We start from the raw sequence: 25,354 nt of genomic DNA, 5'->3' as shown, positions 1-25,354 counted from the left end.
CAATTTTTGGATCACTAGCAATTCTTTTTCCATAATCACATTAAAGCACACATATGAAATAAGAATAGCATAACGCCTGGTGTTTTTGCAAAATTCCACATCAACACAGGTTAGAGTGGTCAAATCTTAAATCGAATTTGTGTTATTTTGTGTCATGGTACACAATAAAGACATGACCACAAAGTGACATGGATCATACAATTTAACAGTTTGTCACTACTTAGGCAGGCGAGATCATGAAAAGGAAAATATTTGCAACAGTAGCTGGTGGTGCAGTCTTGGCAACTGTCATGCTGCCTACAACATCATTCGCCGAATCCTTAGGAAAGAACGGCATATTCACTCCGATGACCTCCGGTCTTATCGTATCGATGGCTCCAACAATGCTGACTCAAAACACAATTGATCAGTACGTACGCGGCCTCAATTACGATCCTCGCGGAGTACTTGCCGTAGAAGGCGAACCCATCAAGACCGTTCCCGTAACTCGTGATCAATTCAAAGACGGAACTTACACCGTATTTAAGCACGAACGTAAGAGCTTCAATAATCTGCGTGCAGATATTGCAGCGCTCGAAGCCAATAACGCCACGATCTTCCCCGGTGCACTAGTGTTCGCCAATCAGAATCTCGCTAAGGGAAGTCCAATCCCAGTGGGAATCGATCGTGCTCCAGAAGTTATCAGTGTTGATCTACCAGGATTGACGCACGGCACCAACCGCGTGACCGTACCAAATCCTTCGAAGAGCACCGTTGACCAAGGAGTTAACGATCTCCTACAACGGTGGACGGATCGCCATGACAAGTACCCCGAGCACGCAGCCAAGATTTCATACGACGAGTCTATGGTTAACTCCAAAGAGCAGCTAAAGGCAAAGTTCGGACTTGGGTTTGAGAAGATCGCAGCTAAACTCAACGTGAACTTCGAAGCTATCCACAAGCACGAACGCCAAGTAGCTATTGCTTCGTTCAAGCAGATCTACTACACAGTGGCAATGGACACCCCGACAAATCCGCACAGCGTATTTGCCCCGAACGTCACTACTGAAGATCTGATTGCACGCGGAGTCAACAACAAGAATCCTCTTGGCTACGTCTCCAGCGTGAGCTACGGTAGGCAAATTTTCGTCAAGCTCGAAACCAACTCCACCTCCAACGATGTTAAAGCAGCGTTCAGCGGCGTATTCAAAGCCAGCTTCGGCAATGTGAAAACCGATGTGGATACAAAGTATGCAAATATTTTGAAGAATACGCGCGCCACTGTTTACGTCCTTGGCGGGAGCGCTAAGAGCGGCGTCGAAGTAGTCACCGGTTCTATCGCCGATCTCAAACGGATCATTAAAGAAGAGAGCACCTTCTCAACCAAGGTGCCAGCTGTGCCAGTGTCCTACGCGGTGAACTTCCTTAAGGACAATCAGCAGGCGAGCATCCAGAACAGTGGAGATTACATCGAAACTACCGCAACCACGTACACGTCAGGGTCAATCACTCTCCGTCACGCTGGCGGATACGTTGCCAAGATCGATGTGACCTGGGATGAGATCAGCTTTGATTCCAAAGGCAATGAAATCCGCAAGCCAATGAAGTGGAGTGGAAACTGGAAAGCCCGAACTGCCGGATTCCGCGAGACTATTCAACTTCCGGCAAATGCACGGAACATCAGAGTCATCGCAGGTGAAGGCACCGGGCTAGCCTGGGATCCGTGGTGGACGATCATCAACCAAAAGGATCTTCCACTCGTACCTCATCGCGAGATCGTCCTCAAAGGGACCACTCTCAACCCTTGGGTCGAGAACCAGGTCAAGTAAGGAGTTCGGACCAAGTTAACACTCACTAATGACGAAGTACACCACTTCTAGGTTGCTTCATCTATAAAATGAACCCATCGTGGAGCTCTGCGAAAACACCACAATCCGTTTTCGCAGAGCTCCATTCCGTCCGTCTCCGTCTTTTGGGCTTATAGGACAGAACTGGTGTTTTAATGCGCGGTTTTCGGCGGCGTCGTGCCACGTATTTGACCCTCACGCGAGGTGAGGCACAATGCATAGCTGCGATGTCGTATTTTCCCGCCCGCACGAATCGAAATTTTTCATACCACAGGAGTACAAAAACTGAACTAACCAAGAACCATTGTGAATTAGAATGGCTCTTGGTTGTAAATATCTACTCAGATTACAACCAGCTGTAACAGCCAAAAGCCACTGGCGCTTTTGGACACATCAATAGCAAGAGGTACTTATGGGGATTATCGATTGGATACACCAGCTTTCTGATCCAACCGCACTCATATCGCACTTTGGCACATACGCACTACTCGGAATCGCCATCATCATCTTCATCGAGTCAGGCGTACTCTTCCCATTCTTGCCCGGCGATTCACTACTGATCACGATTGCGGTATTGCACCACTCCTTAGGGTATCCGTTGTGGGTGATGGTGTTGGTGGCTTGCCTTGCTGCTATTGCTGGTGATCAGGTTGGTTTTTGGCTCGGACGCCACTATGGCAGGAAACTCTTCTCCCCCGATGCCAAAATTCTCAAAACCGAGCGACTCGATCAAGCCGAAGCTTTCTTCGCTAAATATGGACCGCTCGCATTGGTGCTCGGACGTTACTTGGCATTCGTCCGCACTTATGTGCCGCTCGGAGCTGGTATTTCCTCGATGCGTTACCGACACTTTGCGTTCTGGAATATCGCAGGAGCAATAACCTGGGTATTTTCCATGGTCACGATCGGAGTGCTCATCGGTCAGATCCCCGGAGTTACCCAATCAATCGAACGCATCATGCTCGTATTCGTGGTGGTTACTGGAATCCCAGTCATTATAGGGATCTGGAAAAACGGCAAGAAATCCAAACCTGCCGAACAATTAGCTCCACTAGCTCCACAAACGATCATCGCTGAACCAGCACACAGCGAGGAATCTCAGCTCGTTCGCTGATCTTTAGCCAGTACATACTGAGATAGCCAGTACGCATCTTAGGTATGGCGAGTACATACTTAGATCGGCTCAATAGGTGAAAGCCTATTGAGCCGATCTCAATTTAGCATTGTAAAACTCAGCGATTAATCGAACGCGCCATTCGCGAAACCGTATGCCGTTGCCCGCGAATTGCTTTACTGAGTGCAAAGATATTTTCAACCGGGGCTAAACCACCATAGCCAGAGTCGCCAATATGCTGAATATCGACTCCGCAAATCTTGTTGCGAAGAGCAATATCAATGATGACTTCAGGCTGGGAGCTCTCTTGGCTCGTGCCCATCGTGGACATCACGAGTGCGCCCGCGCTGTGTGCCGCCCGAACGGCGTCGCGCAATTCGGCGTCGGTAAAGCCAGGCACAGTGCCAACGGCAGGTACGAGAATAACGTCTGTACCGACGTCGACCAATGCTTGCACGGTCGGAGCATCAATCACCGGCTCGTCCACACCTGCACCGTGCATCTTGCCAGCAATGATAAGACCACTGAAATGCTCTTTCGCGATTTTTGCAGCGCTGATAATCGCCGTATTAGACACTCCGCTTCCCGGATTACCTGTAAAACACACGAAATCAGCACCGAGTTGTTCCAAACGTTGCAAAGTCTGCACACTCGCTCTGCGCCCCTGCGCAATCACGGTGCGTTCTTCCAACATGGCCGCGCCCTCATCAATTGGTTCAAGATTGACACCAATCGGACAGCCCACGAGCTTATGCATTTCCTGCACAAAATTTGCTTGATCGCTAATACCCTGAATCTGCGGCGCAAACACATCCACGAGATTCAACAGAATCAAATCCGCACCGAAAGCATGCGCAATTTCCGCATTAGTAATATCGGGCAGGCTCGGCTGATGCACCACGATGTTTTCCGATAACACCACACGCCCTTCAGAAGCCTTGATGCTCTGCTTGAGCTGCTGAGCATTCATTCGCAAGATTTCCGAAGAATTTGCACTAATAAGCCGAGTAACCATGAGAAAACCTCTCTCTTGTGGTGAGCAAGATACCGTGAACAGTTTATAGTTTACGGAACTAGCCACGCCGAGGCCGCCACCACGACAGCTTCTAGCCCGCGATCCAAAGTCGGCTGAAGATCGGGAGCAAATGCTGGGTTGTGATTACCCGGTGCTGAATCTGGATCAGCAAATCCTCCCAAGCCCCAGAAAGTGTAAGGAACTCCCAAGGCTGACGGAATAATCGAGAAATCTTCCGATGCCAGAACTTGATCCAGATCGTGGGTTTCGCCCGGAAAATACTCGTCAAAAGCCGCGCGCACCCGATGAGTGACTTCGGCGTCATTGCTGGTCAAAGGATACTCATCGTAATACGTAAATCGAGCAGGTTCAGGGCAACGCGCAGCTTCGCATTCGGCATTCACAACCCGTTCAATTGCTTCTTTGAGATGATTGGCCACATCTTGATTGAAAGCCCGCGTATTGATCAGCAACTCGGCAGTTTGAGGAATAATATTGGACTTCGTGCCCGCATGGATTGAACCTACCGTGAGCACCGCCGACTGCGCGGCCGCAATCTCACGCGAAACAATCTGCTGCAAGCGGGTGACGATATTTGCTGCAAGAACTACCGTATCCACACTGAGTTCGGGCATCGAGCCGTGCGATCCCCTGCCAGTGAGCTCGACTTTCACAGAGAAAGCCGCAGATAAAACCGAACCAACTCTCGTACCCAGATGCCCACCGGGCAGATTCGCCAAAACATGCTGCCCAAGATACACATCAGGGTGAGGAATCTTTTCGCCCAGGCCATTGTCGATCATATCCCGAGCACCAGCTGCTATCTCTTCCGCAGGTTGGAAAATCCCAATGAGCGTACCATTCCAATCGCTTCGATGGGAATTAAATGCTTGCAGCGCACCGAGCAAACTCATGATGTGAAAATCGTGCCCACAGGCATGAGAGGTTTTAACCGTCTCACCTGTGACTTCGTCTACTTGGGCTGCATGCGATGCATATTCTTTTCCTGAAGCTTCCTCAATTGGCAAGCCGTCGATGTCCGCCCGAAAAGCAACCACTGCGCCGTCGCCATTTTTAATAACCGCAACAACGCCAGTACGGCCTACACGCTGATACGGAATCTCGTAAGATTCCAGCTCTTCCACAATTTTCTGGCTGGTGATAACCTCTTGCATCGACAGCTCTGCATGCTGATGAAAGAACTTATAGAGGTCTTCACGCTGCGAGCGAGTGGCCTCAACGTCTCGCAAAATGCGGCGTACCGCTTCGGTATTCATTGTCCACTCCCTCGGTCAGATCGTTCGTTCATATTCTCCCACAGCCGCGCGTTCGTTCACAGCCTTCGCATAAACTAGGTGCCTAAGACGACGTTCCCCTCAAGCTTCGCTCAAAGACGGCGCCACAAACTCATCCCAATACTCGCGGGTAGCAGCGCGCAAAGAGTCGATGTCGTCGTCATTACGCAATACGTGGTCTGCCACCTCTTCGCGTTCCTCATCAGTAATCCGAGCGTCAAGGCGTGCCCAGGCGTCTTCTCGGGAGAGTCCCTTCTCCTCCATCAGGCGCTCAACACGCCGTTCTACCGGCGCGGACACCGTAATCACTTGGTCAAAACGGCTCGCCAACCCTGATTCGACGAGGAGCGGCACGGTCACCACCACAACACTTTCTTCGCCGATTTCGCGCGAAATACGATCGATTTCTTCAATAATGCGCGGGTGCATGATTTCTTCAAGTCGCAAACGCGCCTCACGTGACGCAAATACAATCCGGCCAAGTGTGCTGCGATCCACTTCACCACTGGCTGAGATAATGTCTTCACCAAAGACTGTTCCGATTTCATCTTGCACTTGCTCGTCGTGCGTTAAAACATTTCGCGAAATTTCATCTGCATCAATGACTACCGCGCCCAGCTTTGCAAACTCATCAGCAACCAACGAAGCTCCGGCTGCTGCACCTCCAGTGACGGCGATTCGCAGTTTAGGCATGCCTGCCTGCGCTTCGAGCACCGCGGCCGTCGTCGGAGTATGAGTTTCAAATTCAGGCTCGGTGCCCGGCTCGAACTCAGGGGAAATAACGAAACCTTCTATGTCCTCATCGGGATCCTCCGCGCGTCGTGCATACTCTTCAGCAGGAAGAACGCGCTTCCACTGGCGGGTACGAATCGGCTTCGCTGCACCTGCGTCTTCCCGCAATGCTTGAATAACCATCAGCATCTGCACGAACGTCATGAGAACCACTGGGAAACCGACCACAATAATCACTTCTTGAAGTGCGGTGAGACCATTCTCTCCAGCGGTGAGCAGGATCGAGGCGCATACGCCACCGATGGAAAGTCCCCAGAACACGCGCTGCTTCAGTGGCGACAAATCTTCATGACCATTCGCCATCGCATCCATCACTAATGCGCCCGAATCAATCGAGGTGATAAAGAACAGCACCACGACGACGAGCGCGAGCACCGCCGTCGCCTGATACCACGGAAAGCCGTGCAAAAACTGGAACAGCGCTGCTTGAACGTTTCCCTCGTCAACAATCGTCTTCGCGAGCGCACCACCTGTGCCGGGAGCAGAAGCTGAAGCACGATCCTGCACGACGGCGTTATAGCCGTAGATAGCCATCCAAATCATCACGAAGATGCTCGGCACGCCCATTGTGCCCAGCACAAACTCTCGAATCGTGCGCCCTTTAGAAATCTTGGCCACAAACATTCCTACGAAAGGCGCCCAGGTAACAGTCCATGCCCAGTAGAAAACCGTCCAATTGCCAGACCATTGCCCATTGCCACCCAAATCGTTAAAGAAAGACATCGTGGGTAAATGCGAAATATATCCACCGATAGACTCCACAATCGCCCGCATCGTGCCCATTGTGGAGCCAAAGAGCAGCACAAAGACCATCAAAATGGTGGCCAGTACGATATTGATGTACGACAGGCGCTTGACGCCTTTGTCCATACCCGCGATCACAGACCCAAGCGCTACACCAGTGATAATAGCCAAAATCAGAGCTTGCACCCACGGCGCGATTGGCACTCCGAGCACGTAATTTGCGCCCGAATTGATCTGTAGCGCACCAAAACCTACCGACACCGACAGGCCAAACACGGTAGCAACAATCGCAAGAATATCGATTATCTTGCCTATGGGGCCATGGATGCCATCGCCGAGGAGCGGCTGAAAGGCCGAGGAAACGCGCGGCGGAAGCTTGCGTTTGTACGTGAAGTATCCAAACGCCAAGCCTGGAACCACGAAAATTGCCCACATATGCACAGTGAAATGGAAATTCGCAATCGCCATAGCATCTGATAACGCCCGATCACTGAACGCAGTCGTGCCCTCAAGCGGCGGTTTTGCGTAGTGAGTCATCGGCTCGGCAATACCCCAGAACATGAGAACCGCACCGACTCCTGCTGCGAAAAGCATGCCAAACCATGCCACGCCTGAATACTCAGGGGTGGAATCGTCGTCGCCAATCTTGATACGACCGTATCGCGACGTGGCTAGTAACAGGGAAAAAATCACCAGGAGCGTCACCGAAAGTGTGAAAAACCAGCCGAGATCGTAGCGGATAAAGGCGGCGAGCTGCCCAAAGAATTTTTGCATCGGCCCTGGGAAGATCGCCATGAGCGCGGTAAATAGGATTACCACAAAAGCAGATCCGAAAAAGATTCCAGGTGAAGTTCGTAGTCCCAGCAGGTCGTGTAAGCGTTTCGCAGTTTCTTTCATCATTCTTTATCTGGTAGACGGAGGCTTCGCCACTGGGTTTTATCCCGACGACGGCGCCTTGGTGCACTTTGGGCACGTTGTGACCCTACCGGAAGAGTATGCGGGCTTTCACGTTTTCAGTTTCGCACTCAGAAGAACACGGAGATAGACAACATGCGGAACAATATGATCTGATGATGATCCAGAACGTAACCGCCTAATTATCCAGACGATAGCCGCCTAATTATCTAGCGACGTCGTCTAGGTATGCTAAAAAGCTCAAGCGAGGCTCATGCAATTCTAGTTTGCGAGCGGATGATGCATGCCTGGACTCGTTGCGTCAATAGGCAAGAATGTGTAGCCGTTCGCCAAACACCATTCAATGATTCGAGCCACTGCATCCACACTGTAAGGTTTGGTGTCATGCTGAAGGATCATCGATACATCATGTTGGGAAATACCTTGAATTACATTGCTGAACACTTGATCGGCCGTATGCACGCCACCAGCATCACCACTGGAAACGTTCCAATCGAAATAATAAAAGCCGCGCTTGGTTAATTCGCTGGTAATCGTCGTCATAATGCCCGGATTAAAGCGACTCACAGTATTGGAGCTACCGCCTGGCAATCGAACCAAATTCGACCGCTTGCCCGTTTGTGCCTCGATCACGTTATTAATCGCGTTCAAATCCGCCATGTACGCATCTAAACTGCTGTATATCTGCCGATAATTGTGCGTTAAGGTATGAATCCCCACCGTATGCCCCTCTTGGGCTTCGCGTGCCATGAGTGACGGATCGCCAAAGCCGGTGACGAAGAACGTCGCTTTCACATTGTGTGCTTTGAGCACGTCAAGTAGCCGTGCAGTTTGATTACTGGGCCCGTCGTCGAAAGTCAAATACACAATCTTGTGAGCCACCTGCGCAGATTGCGGCGATAGCACCGTGACCTCACGGGTGAGGCGAGCAGATTGTCCAGACTTATTCGCAACTTCATACGTGAGCACGTATTTCCCTGGCGTATGCGAATCAACCGCACCAGAAACTTTCACCTGCGAGGATAAATCGCCGTCGACGTCGTCGTGCGCGCTCGCGCCCGGATCAACAAAATTTGATCCAGCGATCAGCGTCAGCACAGCTTCGCCGTTCAACTTCAACTCTGGCGGAGTCATATCGACCACATGCACAGTGCGGGTAGCATCGGCATGCCACCAGCCCCAGTTTGCCGAATAGGTGAGCGTTGTATCCCCTACCTGATCAGTGCGCACATTTCCTGAGACCGACACCGGTAGCTCAGCGATTGACTCCGGAAAATGTTTCGCCCCGATATGAGCAGAAGCACCAGGATCGCTGAACTGCTGCCCCACGCCAAGCTTGATATCCGCTTCGCCGTGAAGTTCTACGCGTACACGCAGCGGATTAACGACGGCGAGTAGCACCGCCACCAGTACTAAGATTGCGGCACCTACTAAGGCGATAACATATCGGCGTTTCATCACTGCTCACTATACGTAATATGGTTGAAGCCAAGATACCCAGACTCTCGTAACGTTACGATTTTGCAATATTTCTTACAAAGGAAAAGGGTTGCTTTTTCGAGTCAAGTCCTAAAATTTCGGCAGCGATAATCCTAAATTTGTGGCGATTATAATCCCCAATTTATAGAGATGGGGTCAGATGATGAGTACAACTAGGACATTAAACATCCCCGGCATATGAAGCCCGAATATCACTGTGCTAGGCTCTTCGTCAAAGAGCCTTTAGAGGTGAACAGTGCCATAACAACAGTGCCATAACGTCGTGAGGTGAATTTTGAGTATTGAACCAAAACGAATGTATTGGACGGGGATGATCGTCGGCCTTTTGAGCATCCCTTTCTTCGCCCTTATCGTCCCGCAGATTGCTACGCTTTATATCTGCCAAGATGAGCTGCGCAAAAACCCTGACGTCAAGTGGCCAAGCGTGCTCGGTATTGTTGCCGCATCGATAGCCTCCGTCATCGTCGCGCTCATCCTCTTGAGAGTCCTTTCTACAATCGTCTGGCCAGTAGATTAGTAACTTCTGTGCTCGAGAACGCTCAGATTATTGCGTTCACAAGCCAGAACACGCTTCCCAAGACAGCAAAAAGGACGCCCACTTTATATCAAAATGAGTGCCCTTCAAGTGCCGGTAAGTATGCATAGCAAGCTTACCAGCACAACTTACTCAGCCTCACGAATGAGAAAGCCGAACGGCTTGTTCACCGTTCGGCTTTCGTTACTGTTACTTAGACGTTCATTTTGATACAAGGCTCTAGGTGGGTGCAAAAGTCGTGAGGGTGGGTGCATAACGACGCGCGGTGGGTGCATCCTGGGTGCTTCTGGTTTCAGCGTTTTGGAGGAATCGCTAGGTAAAGCGGTTCGTCACATCCAACTTCATCAAGGATGAGATTGTCAGGTAGCGGTTGTTGCCATGCTCCAAGAGCAAGGAATGTCGCCTGAGAAGATGGCGGTACTTCAAAGGGGGCCCGCAAGTCCAGTCTGACGAATGCGTCCTTGTTGAGGATGTTCTCGATTCGCAGCGTGGTCGCTTTGGGATTGACGATGGCGTACTGGCTACCGGTGATCCATTCGATTCGAGGCTGATGAGTCGCTCCAGTAGTTAGTGAGTTCTGAAGGTCAGTTCCAGATTTCTCGACTGCCGTCGCGATTGCGGGCAGGTGCTGTTCGAGAACATGAACTTGTTGCTGCGCCGCTTTCAGGTGGTTTTCTGCAGTTGCAGCTGCTTCGATTGCTCGCTGTTCGGCACGTTGTGCCCGCTCTCGTTCTTCTATCGCTTCGGTTTTCGCCTTCTTGGACAGATTCGCCTGATAGTAAGCAAATGCGCCGCCAAGGATTGAGACGATTGCAGCGCCAGCGGAAATCCATGATGCAACATCCATGCACCAATTTTAAGGTCGCGCACCGACAGAATTCTCGGTGTGTCCGGCTCAGTCCTTGCTAGTACTGATCTCATCTTTCATGAGAATGGTGATGACTCCGTCAGCGGTGACGGTGGCGTGGTCGACGAGGGTGTTCCAGGCTTGGTCGCTGTATGCGAGGGGTGGCTGGGTGACGAGGTAGTCGCGGACTTTGATGGCTTGGGCTCGGCGGTTGCGCCGGTCGTCGATCTGGCTAGTGATCTGCTGGTGCTCGTTTTCGAGTTGCTGGTGTCGGTTTTCGAGCTCGTGGTAGCGGCGGTCGTAGTCGTCGGGGTCATGGGCGGTGGATGCTGCGGTGGTGATGAGTTGGTTCATCAGCATGATGGTTTCTTCGATCCGCTCCCCCAACTCAGCCTGCTGAGTTTCGAGCTCGCGGGTGTTGTAGACCGTTTCATCAAGCAGACGCATGGTGTCATCGAGCGCGTTGTTGTCGGTGACGCGCTCGGTCAGAGCTGCGACGAACGCGTTCTTGATCTTCTCCTCGGTGACGTGGGGCGTGGCGCAGCAGTGGGTCTTGTTGTATTTGTTGTTGCAGCGCCAGATGTGGCGGCGGTATTTGCTGGTGGAGTGCCAGACTTTCCGTCCAAACCAGCCTCCACAATCGGAGCATTTGATCTTGTTGGCAAAGGGGTAGGTGTTGGAGGTGCCACGGCCTTGGCGGCGTGCGAGTTCTGCTTGCACGGCATCCCAGGTGGCGGGGTTGATGATGGGTTCGTGGTTTCCGGTAACGTAGTATTGGGGTACTTCACCTTCGTTGACTTTGATGGTTTTGGTTAGGAAGTCGGTGGTGAAGCTCTTCTGTAGGAGCGCGTCGCCTTTGTATTTCTCGTTGGCCAGGATCGAACGCACAGTGGACGGCGGCCACACAGTTTTGCCGCGCGGAGTGGCAATGCCATCGGCTGTGAGTTCTTTGGCGATGGTTTGTGAGGTTGCACCTTGAAGGAAGCGGGCGTAGATGCGCCGCACGATCGGAGCCTCAGTTTCGTCGATGGCAAGGTTTCCGTCTTCGCCTTTCTTGTATCCGAGCAGTGAGGCGTAGGGAACCATGATTTTTCCGTCGGCGAAGCGTTTCCGGTGACCCCAAGTGACGTTCTCAGAAATGGAGCGGGATTCTTCTTGGGCAAGTGAACTCATGATGGTGATGAGTAGTTCGCCTTTAGAGTCCAAGGTCCAGATGTTTTCTTTTTCGAAGTAGACCTCCACGCCTGCGTCTTTGAGCTGGCGGACGTGGGTGAGGGTATCGACGGTGTTGCGGGCAAACCGGGACACGCTCTTGGTGAGGATCAAATCGATTTTTCCGGCAAGGGCGTCAGCGATCATGCTTTTGAAGCCCTCGCGGTGTCTGGTGGTGGTGCCGGTGATGCCTTCGTCGGCATACATGCCTGCGAATTCCCACTCGCTACGCGATTGAATGTGGCGGGTGTAATAGTCGATTTGCGCCGCATAGGAGGAGGCTTGTTCCTCGGCTTCGGTGGAGACCCTAGCGTAGGCCGCCACTCTACGCCGACGAGCCAGACCCGGCGCCGCATTGTGTCCGGGTGTTTTCGTGGCGGGGATCGCGGTGACTCGCTTGCGCCTGATCTGCGTCGTGGTCATCGTGTGCTCCCCGCGTCCAGGCTCACCGTCACCGGTGTTTCGCGGTTGGTGGTGTGGATGGTGAGTGTGCGGTCGGGGTTAACGACGATCTTTGTCAGGTGCGTGAGCGCGTGCTCGTCGTCCCAGTCGTCGAGGCCGAGCACGCGGGTACAGATCCGGGTGAGGTGGGTTTCTCGGATTTGTGGTGCCCGGCAGGGGTTGCCTTTGCCTTTGGTGGCGGTTTCGCACCACCAGAACTTGTATGTCGACGCGCGGCGTTTCTTGGTGCGACGGTGATAGAACCTGCCACAGACAGAGCATTCGATCCGAGATGTGAGCCCGGTAGTTCCACCTGAGGGTGTGGCTCCACGTCCAAGATGTCTGCGCCGGGCAAACTCGGCTTGGACGGCATCGAACGTGGCTTGGTCGATGATCGCCGGGTGGGATTCCTCGACGAGGTAGCGTGGCAGCTCGCCAGTGTTGGTATGACAGTTCGATTCTGACACTTTTGGCCGATAGTACTTTTGCAGAATCACGCGGCCGGTGTAGAGTTCGTTTTCGAGCCATTTACGGATCGTCTTCCCACGAAACTTGGCTCCGCGCCTGGGCGTGATCCCTTCAGCATTCAGCTGGGCGGCTGTGGCTTCGGGTGAGATGCCCGCCAGGAACTCCGCAAATATCCTTCTGATGATCTCGGCTTCGGCCTCGATGATTTCTAGGTCGCCGTCGACGTATTGGTAGCCGTAGGGTTGGCGCGAGTGCATGAATCCGTCGGCGTATTTCTTCCTGATCCCCCATTTGACGTTCTTTGACATGGATCGGGATTCTTCCTGCGCAAACGATGCCAACAGGGTGAGCAGGAGTTCACCGTCAGCGGTGGCGGTGTCGATCTGTTCACGCTCAAACCGCACCGCCACCCCGAGGGCTTTCAGTTCACGCACAGTGCCGAGCAGGTCAACGGTGTTGCGGGCGAGCCGGGAGATCGACTTCGTCAAAATCACATCGATGCCACCCGCCCGGGCAGTGTCCATGAGGTCATTGAATCCGTCGCGATGTTTGGTGGAGGTGCCGGTGATGCCTTCGTCGATGAACACACCCACATAATCCCAACCAGGAGTGGATTGAATCAGATGAGAGTAGTGCGAGACTTGGGCGGCGATCGACGACAACTGGCGTTCTTGCTCGGTGGACACCCGCGCATAGGCCGCAACCTTCAACCGCTGTGGCCGGACTAGTTTTGCTGGGATCACCCTCATCTCACCCACGTGCATCAATCTCCTTTCGCCCTTCGTTTTCCTTTGTTGGCTAGGGGTTTAGTGGTTGTATCCATGTACGCTCTAAACCCGCGTTTTATCCAGTCGAACCCGCACAATCAGCGCCCCCACCACAGCTGCCGACTCGTCTGCGATTCGGGCAAGAACAGTGTTCGCTTCCTGTTCGGTGAGCGCACCGGCCTGAGCAAGTTGATCGATGAAGGCGACCTGGCGGGTGAGGTCGACTTCGGCATCGAAGATCTCGCTGGTCATGGTCTGCCACCTCGGGTGTTGAAGCGGTGGCGGATATAGCACGGGTGCGAGCAGTACTTGCGGTGCTTGTTTCCGTAGGCATCGAAACCCTCACCGCAGGCGGCGCAGGTGAAGGTGTAGATCGCTTGCCGGTTGAGCCGCTCCGGGTGGGCATGCCACCACGCCAGGCGGCACACATCGCAGCAGAACCTTTGCCCTGCTACCGCTGGCTCGATATGGCCGTTGCAGTGTTCGCATACCTTTGCAGGCTCAGACTCGACTGCCGGGGCGGTGGTGATGTTGGCTCTGCGGCAGATTGACTTCACCGTGTTGCGTGACATGCCCAAACTGGTGGCGATCTGCCCATACGATGCGCCTCGGCGGCGTAGCTCCATCACTTGCTCACGGGTAATCTCACTCGCCACGGCGCTCTCCTCATCAGTAGGTCTCTACTGACAGGGCTTCGAGCCACACCGATTTATAACCACCCACTCCCCCTTGGCCAGGAAAACGAAAAATGGCCCCGCCACCACCTCGAAGCGAGGCAGCAGCGGGGCCATGTAGTCAGCAGATCGCTGGTTGGGGTTAGTAGCCGAGTTTCTGATTCACACGCGCCTGGACGACGGCATAGTTCGCACCAAGACGGCGTTTACGTTCCTCGCCGTTGCCGTACTCGCCACGGATTACCGCATCCGCCAGCGCATCAATATTCACGCTCGGCTTGGAGGTGTTGCCTGCGAGTTTCTCGTTCACGCGCTTCTGGACGGCGGCATAGTTCGCCCCGAGGCGGCGCTTGCGCTCATTACCGTTGCCGTACTCGCCACGAATCACAGCGTCAGCGAGCGCGTCGATGTTCACTGACGGTGCGGGTGTCGGCGCAGGCTTCGCAGGCTGCTTCGGCACGGGATCTTTGCCGGTCATCTGGTCGTACCAGTACTGGGCTCGCGCCATATATGCAGCATGCTGAGTGCCGGCCAGCGATGCTGGGCATTGGGTAGCGGAGAAGTTCTTGTGCCCGAACACGTTCTTACCCCACGTGGGACGGCCGAGCTGGTAGAACTTGCATAATGCTGCGACGAGGTGTGCGCCGTTGTCGAGACAGGCATCCGAGATGCGCCACGGGTTAGAGGAGATATCGGCGTGCTCGATACCAATACTGGTGGTGTTGGCTTCCCAGTTCCCTGCATGCCAGGCGGTGTTCCGGTCCCACACGAGCTGTCCGATGCGCCCATTGCTATCGACTTGATAGTGAGCGGAAGCAGGCCGGGTCTGCCACACCTGGTAGCAGCCAGCGATGGTGAGGTTGCCAGCGTTGTGGTGGATGATGATCTTGTCGATGCGCCGTCCTGACCGGCCGGGCGTGAAATGTGTAGCAAGGATCTGGTTCTCGTCAGCGTCAAGAGTGTCCCAATTTTTCATTTGTTGTTCTCCTTCAATTGTGCAGGGTCGGTTAGTGGTGGTCGTTGCTCACGACGGTTAGCGATCAGCTCGAGAGCGTCACGGATTTGCTGAGGTACGGGTAGTCCAAGCCGGGTAGCGTTTTCCACAAGGGAGATGCCTTCGTTGGACAGGTAGAAGACGATGGTGGCAGTGCGTAATACACCGGGCGTGCCGATAACGTGAACGTCAAGGAGATGAGCAAGACCAATGAGAGCAAAGAGCACGACCTTACGGCTGATTCCTTTAAACCCAATCGCGCTAGAGACGCGCCGCTCCGAGATCGCGGCAAGCACTCCGGTGATGTAATCGGCGACAACGAAGGCAATAAGCGCATAGATGAGGCCGTCGAGGCCTCCGAGAAACGCAGCGATTCCCGCCGCGAGTGTGGCGATACTGGTTTGGGTGACAACCCATAGGGCTTTCACAGGCATAACAGTGTCCCTTTCTTACGAAGATAGTTGACAAAAGAAAACCCGCACCATCCTTGGCGCGGGTAACAGGGTTAGAGGTCGGGGCTGGTGAGAATATCGAGGATCGGGACTGTTAAATCCAGGTGTGCTTCGATGGGCTCAACCACTATCGCAGTCTCCTGTGGTGGGGGTGGCGGCCCGGTAGTATCAGCGGTATGTGTGCCAGCAGGGAGAATCTCAATCATGTGCTGGCTCATTGCCTGTCCTTATCCTCATCGAGGGTTTCGATGATGGCGTCGTAGAGGACGTTATAGGCCTCAGCTTGTATGCCGGTAAGTTCCATTGGTGAGGCATCAAGGAAGGCTTGTATGTCACTGGCGTGCTGTTCATAGGTCGGGCCTGCTACTTCGATACGCCGATTAAACAAGGCTTGATGTTGGTCGTGAAACTCTTTGGCCATCTGGGGGTCTTTGAGAGTGAACGTGCCATCACTATCAAACACTGGTGTGCCGTCGTCACTGGTGGTGGCGTATTGGGTAACGAGGGCGTATTCATCTTCAGCGAAGCTGGCATAGGCGCCCTGGAGAAGGTGGATGAGTTTGGTGCGAGCCCTAGACGCTGGTCCAGCAAGCGGCATCGTTTGAAGTAGCTCGATTGCGGGTTTGAGATAGATCGGTGGGAGAAGAAACCGCATCGGGCCTCCTTTCATAAATTAGGGTTTAGGAAAGGTTGGTGGACATGGGTTGCAGGCCGGTGTTGGAAAAATAGTTCCAGGTGATTCGCCCACCACCGGCATCACTAATGTTTTTGACCCAGCCTTGATTCAACGAACGGATCAAGGAGTTGACGCGGCTCATCAGGTCACCAACCCTGTCAAACAGGCGAGACATGTTGTAAAACGATCCGTTGGTGACCACCATCAAGTCGTAGGTGTGGAAGACAACTTTGGATAAGTTGTTGCTACTTGACCAGCCAGGAAAAGTGCCTTTCCCTGTTAGGGTGCAGTCTTGGAGAACGATCGAGCGGTTTCCTGCCGTGTAGAAATCATGCCCATGGGTACGAAAATCTGCACCCAGATGAATACCGGTGGTGCCGTAAAACTTTCCTCGCGGATCCAACGTCAGCATCGTCGTGTAGGAATCATCGGCCGATGACTTCATATACGACCAGGTGATGTAATCACCTTGAACATCGAGAGAGTTCGAGATTCCCCGCACAGACGTGTTACCACTTTTGTATTGCTGGCCTGTTCTGCCAATGAACCGGGCACCATAGTAGAAACTCATCCCTGATGAGGTGATGCTGCCTTCGAGTGTGGATCCGTTGTACCACGAGATCTGGGTGGGGCTGATACGGATGGACTGGTTCCATCCAGCCAAACCTACTTGGATTGCGTTGGTGGCAAGCTTATCGGCAGTAATACTACGCGCCCCGATCCGGCCAGCACCCAGCGTGCCGGTGGTGATTTTGCCTGCGTCAAGGTTGGCGATTTTCGCGTTCGTGATCGCCGCGTTCGCAATCATCGCGGTTGCAATAAACCCGTCCTTGATGGTGAGCTTGTCGCTGGTGATAGAGCCTGCCGCGATCCGCGCAGCAGACAGGGCGCCGGTGGTGATCTTCGAGGCCGACAACGAACCGATTTTCGCGTCGGTGATTGCGGCGTTGGCGATCATCGCTGTTGTGATGAACCCGTTGGAGATCGTGAGCTTGTCACTGGTGATCGATCCGGCCGCGATCCGGGCAGCCGCGAGTGTGCCGGTGGTGATCTTGGCTGCCGACAGGTTGGCGATCTTCGCGTCGGTAATCGCCGCATTAGCGATCATTGCGGTGGTGATCGTGGCGTTATCGATACTGGTTTGGCCGGTGATGTGTATGCGCTCACCGGCGATCAAGATGGTTTCGGGTGAGATGTTGATCTGGGAGATGATCTCGCCCGAGCGCACACGCAGGTTCAGGTCGCTGGCCATCATTGAAAGCGACGAGGCGAGGCTGTTATCCGCGTTCGCCAGCTCAGTGAACCGGGCCTCACTACTGGTTTGAACCTGCCGTGCCGTCTCGTAGGCCGTATCGGCACGGTGTTGCGCTTGGAAAACTGAGCTCTCAAGCCCGGCTACCTTCACGCCGGCCTCTCCGGCTACAGCCTCAGCGTCCCGTGCTGTGGTTTCGGCCTGGCTGGCTGCCTCGCGTGCCTGACTGATCTCGGTTTCGGCTTCGGTGAGGCGAGCAGCGACAGCGGCAGCGGCAGCTTGGGCATCTGCAGCAGCGGTTTTCGCGGCCGCCACCTCAGCGCGAGCCTCGGCAAGTTCAGCACTGACTTGGGCATGGTTGAGGTCCGTGGCAAGGGCGACCCAGCCGGGCTCGCCGGTGTCGGTGAGCTGGTAGATCCAGATCTCAATCGTCTCGCCGTTGTCCTTGAACCACGTGTCGCCCAGGCGGGCGGCAGCGGGTTGTTTCGGGCCGTAGTGGTTGGTGGATTTCCCGTCCGCTGATGCCAGCGCTACGCCAGCGAGATCAGCGGCCATCTGGGCGGCTGTCTGCGCGGTGGTGATCTGGCGGGTGATCGAGGTGAACTTCCCTGCAACCGACCCCAACTCCACCGAAATATATGCCTGTCGGAGCGGGTCGTATTCGTAGCCGACGACCCGGGCGGATAGGGACACGCCCAGGTCGGCGTGCTGCACCGTCACCGTGTCTCCCAGCAGGACGGTCTCCAGCTCAGCAAGGTCGGCGTACTCGCTCGTGGAGGCAAGGTCAACGAAGGAGATGGTGTAGCTCGCGGCAGGCGTATCGATGTGGTTGGTGGCGTACTCGGCCTTGGCGGCTTGACGCAGAAGGGCGTGTGCCTGCGGCAGAGGTACTTCGTCCTCGCGGGGGTTGTCGGCGTCGGCGATCGCTTTGATGTGCGGGTAGCGCATCACCTTGATATTCGGGATCGCGTAGGCATTCAGGTGTGGCGAGTCGACGTAGAGCTCGGGCAGGGTGATCCCATCAAACCCGACCGGCACGATCCGGGTGACCACGCTCGTCAGATCGACAGTGGCGGTGTAGCCGGTGAGGTTCTTGCGATCGCGGATCACGACCCCACGATCTGTGCCGCGTGTGGCGGCGTGGTGGATGTGCCAGTTATCGCGCGTGAGCTCTCCGGCCCACCGGGAGGCGAACGTGTTGTCCGACCCCTGGTCCATGATCGCTGCGGCCAGGTTCATCCGCACCACACGCGCAGAGGCCCTGGTGGCGGTATCGGAGCTGGTGGCGGTGAACCGGTGCTTCGTGGTCGCAGCACCCAGGAGCTGGTCGAGGGCCGCCTTCGGGGTCTTATTGACGACGAAGGTGTCGGCGATGAAGTTTCCTGCCAGGTCGTAGAACAGGTGGAAGGCCGTGACCTCCAACATCCCGTCCAGGCTCGTGGTGACCTCGTGGATACGGAACCCTTGCCGGATGGTGGTGCCGGGCACAGGGGCTGCGATGATCGCCTCGACTGCGAGCTGTGATGCCAGCGGCCCGTCTGCTGGGTAGGTGACGGTCAGTTGGTAGGCTCCGCCGAGCTCCTCAACGACACGGGCGTCGATGAGTTCAGGGTCGAGGACACCCTCGCCGGTGGCGGTGAACGTGGTGGCAGTCGGGGCATGCACGGTGAGCATCGGTGGGGTTCCTTTCACAGACGTGCGCCCGCAGCCGAAAACAATCGGCTACGGGCGCACTGGGAGCAAAGAGATGGGCCTGGTTAGGGGTTTCGCCAGTTCCCGGTGATCTCGACTTTGGAGATGCCACTACCGAGACTGACCCGGTTGACCCCTGGGGTGAGGATCGGGAACGTGCCGGTGACCGCGTCGGTTTGCACCCGGCCCGCGACGTGTGCGACAAGCCGGGCCGAGTCCAGGGTGATCTGCCCTGCCGGTGACTGGACACGGTAGGTGGCTGCGTTGATCGTCAGCGTTAGCGCCCCGGTGCCCTTGATCGTGATGATCGGGGCTGCATCCACGAGCCCGGGGTTGGTGATCTGCCCGGAGGCGGTGAGCGTGTGGGTGACAAGCCCGGAGTCGAGGTAGCTAAACGGCTCACACGCCAGGTGTGCCTCGAAGAATCCCCACGAGGACATGTCCGTGCGCAGTGGGCTGATGGAGGCGTGTTTGATCTTGTGGAACGCCCCGGGCTGGTGGGACAGGTGAATGGTTGCCGCCCGGGTCAGCGCCAGTGTGGCCTTGTGGTAGGCGGCCAGGCCGCCTGTGATGGCGAGCGGCAACGTGATCGACGTGTCGTGCCAGCCGCCGAGGCGGGTCAGCGTCCCGGCCCTGCCCGCCACCTCAATATCGTCGGCGGCCCGCTCGGCCACCGGTAGGTCGACCGGGCCGGTGAGCCTCAGGCCCAGCGACGTTGAGGACACTGTCTTGTCGAGTGTGAAACCGTGCATCAAACGCCTCCTCCTGTGGCCAGCACCGTGTGGTGGGAGTTGATACGGGCCAGCTGGCGGTTGATGCCTGGGGCGAGTTTGCCCACCAGCGTGCCGTCGTTGAGCACGACCTTGATGTCCATGGCCTCCAGCAGTGCCCGGGCGGTCTGGTCGACGATGCCCGCCACCTCGAGCCCGCGCCCTGCCTCCTGGCCGACAGCGCTGCTGGTGGTGGTTGCAGGCGGTGGTTGCAGGTGGGTTGGGGTCAGATCGACCGGGTCCAGGCTGGCGGTGATCGGCACGTCGATACCGCTGGTGAGCCTGCTCATGGCCTCCAGGGTGTCGGCGGCAACGTCCTCGGCGGCTGCAACTGCTCGGCTTCCGGTGTCTTCGATACCTCCGGCCAGGCCTCGGGTGAGCATGTCACCGACCCACGCCATTTCCTTGGACGGCGAGTTGATGCCGAAAAAGCCGGTGATGCCGTCCCAAATGTCGGAGCACCAGCTCGTGACCCTGTCCCAGAGCCAGCCCGCCAGCGACTGGATGCCGTTCCACAAGCCCCGCACCAGGTCGCTGCCTGCAGAGGCCATCTGGCCGACCCCTTGACCGACCGCGCCCACGATCCCGGTGATGATCTGCGGGATCGCCGCCACGATGGTCGAGATGATCTGCGGCAGGTTCGTAATCAACGCGGTCAACAGCTCAACGCCTGCCATGACCAGTTGCGGGATCGCCCCACCGATCGCCGAGACGATCGCTGCGATAATCTGCGGCAGCGCGGCCACGATCGTGCTGATGATCTGCGGCAGCGCCCCAATGAGCGCGGTGAGTAGCTTGACGCCAGCCTCAATCAGCTGCGGCAGGGCCGACAGCAGCGTGGTGATGATGCCGGTGATGATTTGTGGCAGCACCGTCACGATCGCGGTGATGATCTCCGGGAGTGCTTCGACCAGGGAGGTCAACAACGCGATACCGGTCTCGATGATCTGCGGGATCGCGCCGACCAGGAACTCCACGATCGAGGTGATGATCTGCGGCAGTGCCTCAATGAGCACCGGGATCGCTTCCAGCAGGCCCTGTGCGAGCCCGAGGATGAGCTGCAACGCGGCTTCCAGGATCATCGGCAAAGAGTCAACCAACCCTTGGACCAGGGCGACAATCATCTCCACGGCCGCAGGGATGAGCTCCGGGAGTGCCTCACCGATACCGGTGACCAAGGTGGTGATGATCTGCAGGGCTGCTTCCAACAGTGACGGCAGCGCCTCGATGATCGCCTCCACTAGTGCGACGATGAGCATCACCGCTGTCTCAGCAACCGACGGCAACACCTCGATGATGCCTTCCAGCAGCGCGGTCAGGATCGACATGCCGGTCTCGACGACCATCGGCAGTTGCTCTGCGATGAACGCGAGTGCTTCTTGTAGGATCTCGCCGAGCTTGTCGATCAACGCTGGGGCTCCGCCTTGCTCGAAGGCTGTCGTGAGCTCATCGATCCACCCGTTGACCATCGGCATGACCGTGCCAGCCAGCGCGTCGGTCAGCCCTTGGGCGAGCAGGCCTTTGAGGTTGTCGATGCCGTCGCGCATGGTAGAGAGCTGGCCGGTGAAGGTTTTCGACTGGGCTTCCATCGCCCCGTGGAAACGGCCGCCTTCTTCCGTTGCCGAAGCGAACGCGTCAGCGACCATGTCCGCGCTGATCGCGCCCTTGGCCATCTCCTCTTTCAGCTCGCCGATGGACTTGCCCGTCTTGCGGGAGATCTCCTCCAGCGGGTTGAACCCGGCGTTGATCATCTGGTTGAGGTCCTGGCCTGTCAGCTTGCCCGTCGAGGACATCTGGGCGAACGCCAACGTCAGTGACTCCATCTTCTGCGCGTCACCTTGGGAGATATCACCGAGCTGGCCTAGTCTGCGGGTAGCTTCGTCAGCGCTGATACCGAACGCCATGAGGGTCTGGGTGTTCTTCGCCAAATCCTCCATGCCGAACGGGGTCTTCGCGGCCTGAGCTTTCAGGTCGTTGACCAGCTGTTGGGCTTTTGCCTGATCGCCGAGCATCGTGGTGAAGCTGGTGGTGTACTGCTCCATGCGGGCGTTGTACTCCACCCCGTCCTTCAACGCATCGGCCATACCCCGACCGATACTCGCGATCGCCCTGCCGATGCCCTTGACACCAGCGACGATCGCCTCGGCGGCCAGGTTCGCTTTGAGCACGTCCCCGAAGATCCGGGTCTTATCCCCGGTGTCGTCCATCTCGTCGCCGAGATCATCGACCGCGTCCTCCAAATGCCCGGCATCCTTGGCGGCGTCTTTCGCATCATCGCCTGCCCCGTCGGCCTCGTCCCCGAACTCGCCGAGCGCATCATTGTTGGCCTTGAGCTCTTTTTCCAGCTCGTTGAGCTCAGCTCCGGCGTTGTTGAGCTGGATCTGCCAGTTCTTCGTTCGCGAATCGTTCTCCCCAAACGACGCAGCCGAGTTCTCCAGCGCGACCTTGAGTGTTTCGATCTTGGACTTTTGGGTCTCGATCTCTTTGGTCAGCACCTGGTTGCGGGAGGCCAGTGCCTGGGTGGACTTGTCGTTCTTGTCGAACTGGGAGGCCACCAGTTTCATCTCCGAGCCCAGCACCCGCATCTCACGGTTGATGTCGGTGATGGCCCGCTTGAACTCGCGTTCACCTTCCAGACCGATCTTGAGACCAAACGATGAGTCAGCCATGAGGATTCACCTGCCTGTCAGTGGGGTTAGATGCCGGGCGGGATGATGTCGTCGATGAACCACACCCGTGCTGGTTTCGCTCGTCCTGTCTCGATCCGCCAGCAGTCCACCAGGTCCAGGAGCTCACCAAAGACCATCAGGCCCACCTCGTCCTGTCGAAGGCCGAGGTGGGCTAAACCGATGTAGGTCAGGCGGGTGAACACTGCCCGGTCGGATTCGACTATCCGTCCGCTGCCGGGCTCGCTTTTGGGGCTGGCTCGGTGAGGATGTCACGGCGGGTCCCGCGTTGCAGTGCCTCGGCGATCGCACCGCGATAGTCGGCGATATCGGCAGGAACCGTCAGCAACTCCACCTCGTCCTCCGTCAACTGCGGGCGCGGGTTGTCACGGTGGGTGAGGTTGTGGATCTGCACCGACTGGTTGGCCAGCAGCGTGATCAGCCAGATCACCTCGGTCAGTGTCTGGCCGAGGTCCTCGGAGGTCTCCAACGCGGCTCCGAGCTTGTCCAGCCCGCCGTAGCGTTCGGCGATTAGCCGGGTGGCCTTGGTGGTGAGCACCAGCTCGTACTCGCTCCCACCAATCGTCACGGTCGCACTGCGCCCGGCAGCATCAATCGATGGTGTGTCAGTCATGGAGGTGCTCCTTTACTTGCCGGGGCTGGTGGCGGCGGGCTCGTAGACGGACTTGTACCAGCCGGTGATGATCTCGGCCTTAACCTTGGGGTCACCTTCGGTGGCTTCGGCTTTCCACGGGTGGCGGCCCTTCGCGTCTGGCTTGTTGCGGCGCAGGATCGTGCCCTCGATGCTCGGGGTGGAGAACGTGATCGAGTCGGCCTTGGTGGCAAGCGTGGTGCTTGGCAGGGCGAACTTAACGCGGTAGAGCCAGAAGTACTGGAAGGTGCCGTTGGAGCGGGCGGCACGGAACCCGATCGCTACCGGTGTGCCGCCGTCTTCCGAGGACGAGATGAGCACCCCGTTGGCATCCAGGGTGGCACCGGTCAGTGCCGCTGCGGCTTCTGCTCCCAGGTCGTCCACGCCGAGGGTGAGCGTGCCGGATTTGAACTCCTTGACGATCTCGCTGGGCCCATCGTCGGCATACAAGATCGCCTCGGCGACCTCGACGGACAGTTCCGCTGAGATCGCTTTGGCCAGTGGTTTCGGGCTGGCGTAGGTTTCCTCGCCGGTGGTGGGGTTTTCGGTAATCGTGGCGTAGTAGAGCTTGTCAAGACCAATCGTGGCCATGGGGATTGCGTCCTTTCGTTAAAACGGGTGGTGGCAGCTGATATCGAAGCTGTAGTGGTGGTAGCCCGTATCGTCCTCGAAGCCGATGTAGCGCCTGGCGGTGACCACCAGCCCCGCGTCGACGAGCGCGTGGGTGAGCGTGTCGCGCCAGGGCAGGTAGTTGCCAGTTGTGAACAGGGAGAGGCGGACTTCTTCGACTTCGACGCTCGGGGTGTTGTCGGCGAACACCTCCAGCGTGTCGCCGATCGGGGTGGCAACCAGATAGGTCACTGGTGCGGGCGAGGCGCTAAACAAGCTCACCGCGATCGGCAGATCAAGCCGGTCAGCAATCATGGTGAGGGTTTCCAGCAGCTGGACGGTCATGGTCTGATCCCGTCGAGTTTGGATGCCAGCACGGTTTTCATCGCCTCCACCACACTCCGTCTGGTCTGAGAGCGTGTCGGTGCCAGAAACGGGCGGGCGGGCTGGTTGCTTCTGCCGTGCTCTAACACGTTGGCAATCAGCGCATTCGATCTGCCGTCGCGGCGGTTTTCGGCGAAACCGACTTTGACGTTGTGGTCGCCTCGTGAGTTGACTTTCACGCTGGTGGCACCCAGGGCTCCGATGAGCTGGCCGGTTGAGCGGGACGGCATCGTGGTCGCCCGCCCGATCGCGGATGCGAGGTTGGCTTTCATGCGTGGTTCGACCACGTTCGCGCCAGCTGTCAGCACTTCGTCGGCTGCAGTGTCCAGCAGGCGTGAGGTGGCCTCGAGTTTGTCGATGTACTTATTGGGGAGTCGGATCTGGACGCGTGCCATGGTGGGTTCCTTCCGGTTGCAGACGGTGGGCAAGGATCTCGATGTAGCCGCCGATGGGCTCGACGGTGTCGATGACGTAGCGGCCATCGGCAGCGGCGATGTGCATGACCTCCGAGACGGTGAGCCCGGGGATCACGCGGATACGAAATAAGACGGTGGCCTGCGTGTAGGCGGCACGGTTGACCCACGCTGAGCTGGCGTGCCTCATCTCCCGGTAGGCGCGCACCGAGGCGACCACCTGCTCGCTACTGCCCGTGAATCCCGCAGTATCCCTGCGGGCCACTGAGGTGATGAGGTCGATGGTTTCTCGCATACTGCCGATACCTGCCATGGGTTAGACCTTCCATTCGCGCTCAAGGCGCAGCAGCGTGTTCACCGCGGCCCACATGGCCTTGGCGGCATCGGGTTTGTCGGACCAGAACCCGGCCGTGGACCCGTCACGCGACTCGTAGAAGTGACTGGCGAGCATCACGATCGCCTGCCGGGTCGAACCGGGCATCTCGTGAGTCTCGTAGTAGTCGCCTCGTAGGTGCTGGAAGCTGCAAGCATAGGAGGTGGCAGCATCCACCAGGTTGGCGATCAGCTCATCGTCGGCGTCGTGGTCGAGAATGAGGTTGGCTTTGACCTGGTCGATGAGCCAGTGGTTCATGGCTGCCACCTCCTATTC

26 protein-coding genes are annotated in these 25,354 nt (G+C 56.5%); 4 read left to right on the top strand and 22 right to left on the bottom strand.

All coding sequences use genetic code 11. The annotated features are described in order from the left end of the window. Nucleotides 1-236: 236 nt before the first annotated feature. Together JOD55_RS04975 and JOD55_RS04970 are read left to right on the top strand one after the other, a co-directional pair. On the top strand, nt 237-1,808 hold the full coding sequence (locus JOD55_RS04975) for a thiol-activated cytolysin family protein (protein ID WP_204398966.1): 1,572 nt from the start codon (nt 237-239) through the stop codon (nt 1,806-1,808). Between the two features lie 430 nt (nt 1,809-2,238). Then, nucleotides 2,239-2,940, top strand: coding sequence for a DedA family protein (locus JOD55_RS04970; protein ID WP_204398965.1), 702 nt, complete (start codon nt 2,239-2,241; stop codon nt 2,938-2,940). Nucleotides 2,941-3,058: 118 nt separating this feature from the next. On the opposite strand, the gene JOD55_RS04965 is transcribed toward JOD55_RS04970, so the two are convergent. From JOD55_RS04965 to JOD55_RS04950, 4 genes are all read right to left on the bottom strand, one after another. Next, nucleotides 3,059-3,955: a DUF7916 family protein gene (locus JOD55_RS04965; protein WP_204398964.1), complete on the bottom strand. Its 897-nt coding sequence runs from the start codon at nt 3,953-3,955 to the stop codon at nt 3,059-3,061. Between the two features lie 50 nt (nt 3,956-4,005). Then, on the bottom strand, nt 4,006-5,232 hold the full coding sequence (locus tag JOD55_RS04960) for an amidohydrolase (protein WP_204398963.1): 1,227 nt from the start codon (nt 5,230-5,232) through the stop codon (nt 4,006-4,008). 99 nt (nt 5,233-5,331) lie between these two features. After that, complete coding sequence (coaE, locus tag JOD55_RS04955; RefSeq protein ID WP_204398962.1) at nt 5,332-7,686, bottom strand: dephospho-CoA kinase; 2,355 nt, start codon at nt 7,684-7,686, stop codon at nt 5,332-5,334. 276 nt (nt 7,687-7,962) lie between these two features. Further along, nucleotides 7,963-9,159 (bottom strand): polysaccharide deacetylase family protein, encoded by a 1,197-nt coding sequence (locus JOD55_RS04950; RefSeq protein ID WP_204398961.1) that lies wholly within the window; start codon nt 9,157-9,159, stop codon nt 7,963-7,965. Between the two features lie 316 nt (nt 9,160-9,475). On the opposite strand from JOD55_RS04950, the gene JOD55_RS04945 reads away from it, so the two are divergent. After that, nucleotides 9,476-9,718: a hypothetical protein gene (locus tag JOD55_RS04945; protein ID WP_204398960.1), complete on the top strand. Its 243-nt coding sequence runs from the start codon at nt 9,476-9,478 to the stop codon at nt 9,716-9,718. 310 nt (nt 9,719-10,028) lie between these two features. On the opposite strand, the gene JOD55_RS04940 is transcribed toward JOD55_RS04945, so the two are convergent. From JOD55_RS04940 to JOD55_RS04925, 4 genes are all read right to left on the bottom strand, one after another. Further along, nucleotides 10,029-10,583, bottom strand: a complete 555-nt coding sequence (locus JOD55_RS04940; RefSeq protein WP_204398959.1) for a hypothetical protein — start codon at nt 10,581-10,583, stop codon at nt 10,029-10,031. A gap of 48 nt (nt 10,584-10,631) precedes the next feature. Further along, nucleotides 10,632-12,218, bottom strand: coding sequence for a recombinase family protein (locus JOD55_RS04935; protein WP_204398958.1), 1,587 nt, complete (start codon nt 12,216-12,218; stop codon nt 10,632-10,634). Further along, the gene (locus tag JOD55_RS04930) at nt 12,215-13,468 is read right to left on the bottom strand and encodes a recombinase family protein (protein ID WP_420827023.1); all 1,254 of its coding nucleotides are present in this window, start codon (nt 13,466-13,468) and stop codon (nt 12,215-12,217) included. Before JOD55_RS04930 ends, JOD55_RS04935 begins: the two co-directional genes overlap by 4 nt. A 66-nt stretch (nt 13,469-13,534) precedes the next feature. Continuing rightward, a complete protein-coding gene (locus tag JOD55_RS04925) occupies nt 13,535-13,723 on the bottom strand; it encodes an AsnC family transcriptional regulator (protein ID WP_204398957.1) in 189 nt (62 codons plus the stop codon). A gap of 26 nt (nt 13,724-13,749) precedes the next feature. On the opposite strand from JOD55_RS04925, the gene JOD55_RS09130 reads away from it, so the two are divergent. Continuing rightward, nucleotides 13,750-14,022: a hypothetical protein gene (locus JOD55_RS09130; RefSeq protein ID WP_239538966.1), complete on the top strand. Its 273-nt coding sequence runs from the start codon at nt 13,750-13,752 to the stop codon at nt 14,020-14,022. Between the two features lie 265 nt (nt 14,023-14,287). Here the strand turns inward: JOD55_RS09130 and JOD55_RS04915 are convergent, their stop codons facing one another. From JOD55_RS04915 to JOD55_RS04850, 14 genes are all read right to left on the bottom strand, one after another. After that, nucleotides 14,288-15,121, bottom strand: a complete 834-nt coding sequence (locus JOD55_RS04915) for an N-acetylmuramoyl-L-alanine amidase (protein ID WP_204398955.1) — start codon at nt 15,119-15,121, stop codon at nt 14,288-14,290. Then, nucleotides 15,118-15,573, bottom strand: coding sequence for a phage holin family protein (locus JOD55_RS04910; protein ID WP_126714201.1), 456 nt, complete (start codon nt 15,571-15,573; stop codon nt 15,118-15,120). Before JOD55_RS04910 ends, JOD55_RS04915 begins: the two co-directional genes overlap by 4 nt. Nucleotides 15,574-15,644: 71 nt before the next feature. Then, nucleotides 15,645-15,797 (bottom strand): hypothetical protein, encoded by a 153-nt coding sequence (locus JOD55_RS04905; RefSeq protein ID WP_204398954.1) that lies wholly within the window; start codon nt 15,795-15,797, stop codon nt 15,645-15,647. Between the two features lie 8 nt (nt 15,798-15,805). After that, entirely contained in the window at nt 15,806-16,246 is a 441-nt protein-coding gene (locus JOD55_RS04900; RefSeq protein WP_204398953.1) for a DUF1617 family protein, read from the bottom strand. 25 nt (nt 16,247-16,271) lie between these two features. After that, nucleotides 16,272-19,193, bottom strand: a complete 2,922-nt coding sequence (locus JOD55_RS04895; protein ID WP_204398952.1) for a phage tail spike protein — start codon at nt 19,191-19,193, stop codon at nt 16,272-16,274. 83 nt (nt 19,194-19,276) lie between these two features. Continuing rightward, nucleotides 19,277-19,963, bottom strand: a complete 687-nt coding sequence (locus tag JOD55_RS04890) for a hypothetical protein (RefSeq protein ID WP_204398951.1) — start codon at nt 19,961-19,963, stop codon at nt 19,277-19,279. Further along, on the bottom strand, nt 19,963-22,650 hold the full coding sequence (locus tag JOD55_RS04885; RefSeq protein ID WP_204398950.1) for a phage tail protein: 2,688 nt from the start codon (nt 22,648-22,650) through the stop codon (nt 19,963-19,965). The genes JOD55_RS04890 and JOD55_RS04885 overlap by 1 nt, the downstream gene beginning before the upstream one ends. A 26-nt stretch (nt 22,651-22,676) precedes the next feature. Beyond that, nucleotides 22,677-22,853, bottom strand: a complete 177-nt coding sequence (locus JOD55_RS04880) for a hypothetical protein (protein ID WP_007000817.1) — start codon at nt 22,851-22,853, stop codon at nt 22,677-22,679. Between the two features lie 17 nt (nt 22,854-22,870). Beyond that, nucleotides 22,871-23,281 (bottom strand): hypothetical protein, encoded by a 411-nt coding sequence (locus tag JOD55_RS04875; RefSeq protein WP_204398949.1) that lies wholly within the window; start codon nt 23,279-23,281, stop codon nt 22,871-22,873. 12 nt (nt 23,282-23,293) lie between these two features. After that, complete coding sequence (locus tag JOD55_RS04870) at nt 23,294-23,890, bottom strand: major tail protein (protein WP_193326972.1); 597 nt, start codon at nt 23,888-23,890, stop codon at nt 23,294-23,296. 18 nt (nt 23,891-23,908) lie between these two features. After that, nucleotides 23,909-24,253, bottom strand: coding sequence for a hypothetical protein (locus tag JOD55_RS04865; RefSeq protein WP_204398948.1), 345 nt, complete (start codon nt 24,251-24,253; stop codon nt 23,909-23,911). Further along, nucleotides 24,250-24,687: an HK97-gp10 family putative phage morphogenesis protein gene (locus JOD55_RS04860; RefSeq protein ID WP_204398947.1), complete on the bottom strand. Its 438-nt coding sequence runs from the start codon at nt 24,685-24,687 to the stop codon at nt 24,250-24,252. The genes JOD55_RS04865 and JOD55_RS04860 overlap by 4 nt, the downstream gene beginning before the upstream one ends. Continuing rightward, the gene (locus JOD55_RS04855; RefSeq protein WP_204398946.1) at nt 24,656-25,018 is read right to left on the bottom strand and encodes a phage head completion protein; all 363 of its coding nucleotides are present in this window, start codon (nt 25,016-25,018) and stop codon (nt 24,656-24,658) included. Before JOD55_RS04855 ends, JOD55_RS04860 begins: the two co-directional genes overlap by 32 nt. 3 nt (nt 25,019-25,021) lie before the next feature. After that, nucleotides 25,022-25,336: a head-tail connector protein gene (locus JOD55_RS04850; RefSeq protein ID WP_204398945.1), complete on the bottom strand. Its 315-nt coding sequence runs from the start codon at nt 25,334-25,336 to the stop codon at nt 25,022-25,024. Nucleotides 25,337-25,354: the final 18 nt, after the last annotated feature.

Origin of the sequence: Arcanobacterium pluranimalium, assembly GCF_016907845.1 — a bacterium.
In the GTDB taxonomy this organism is placed as follows: Bacteria; Actinomycetota; Actinomycetes; order Actinomycetales; family Actinomycetaceae; genus Arcanobacterium_A; species Arcanobacterium_A pluranimalium.
This window is presented reverse-complemented; position numbering and strand designations above follow the sequence as displayed.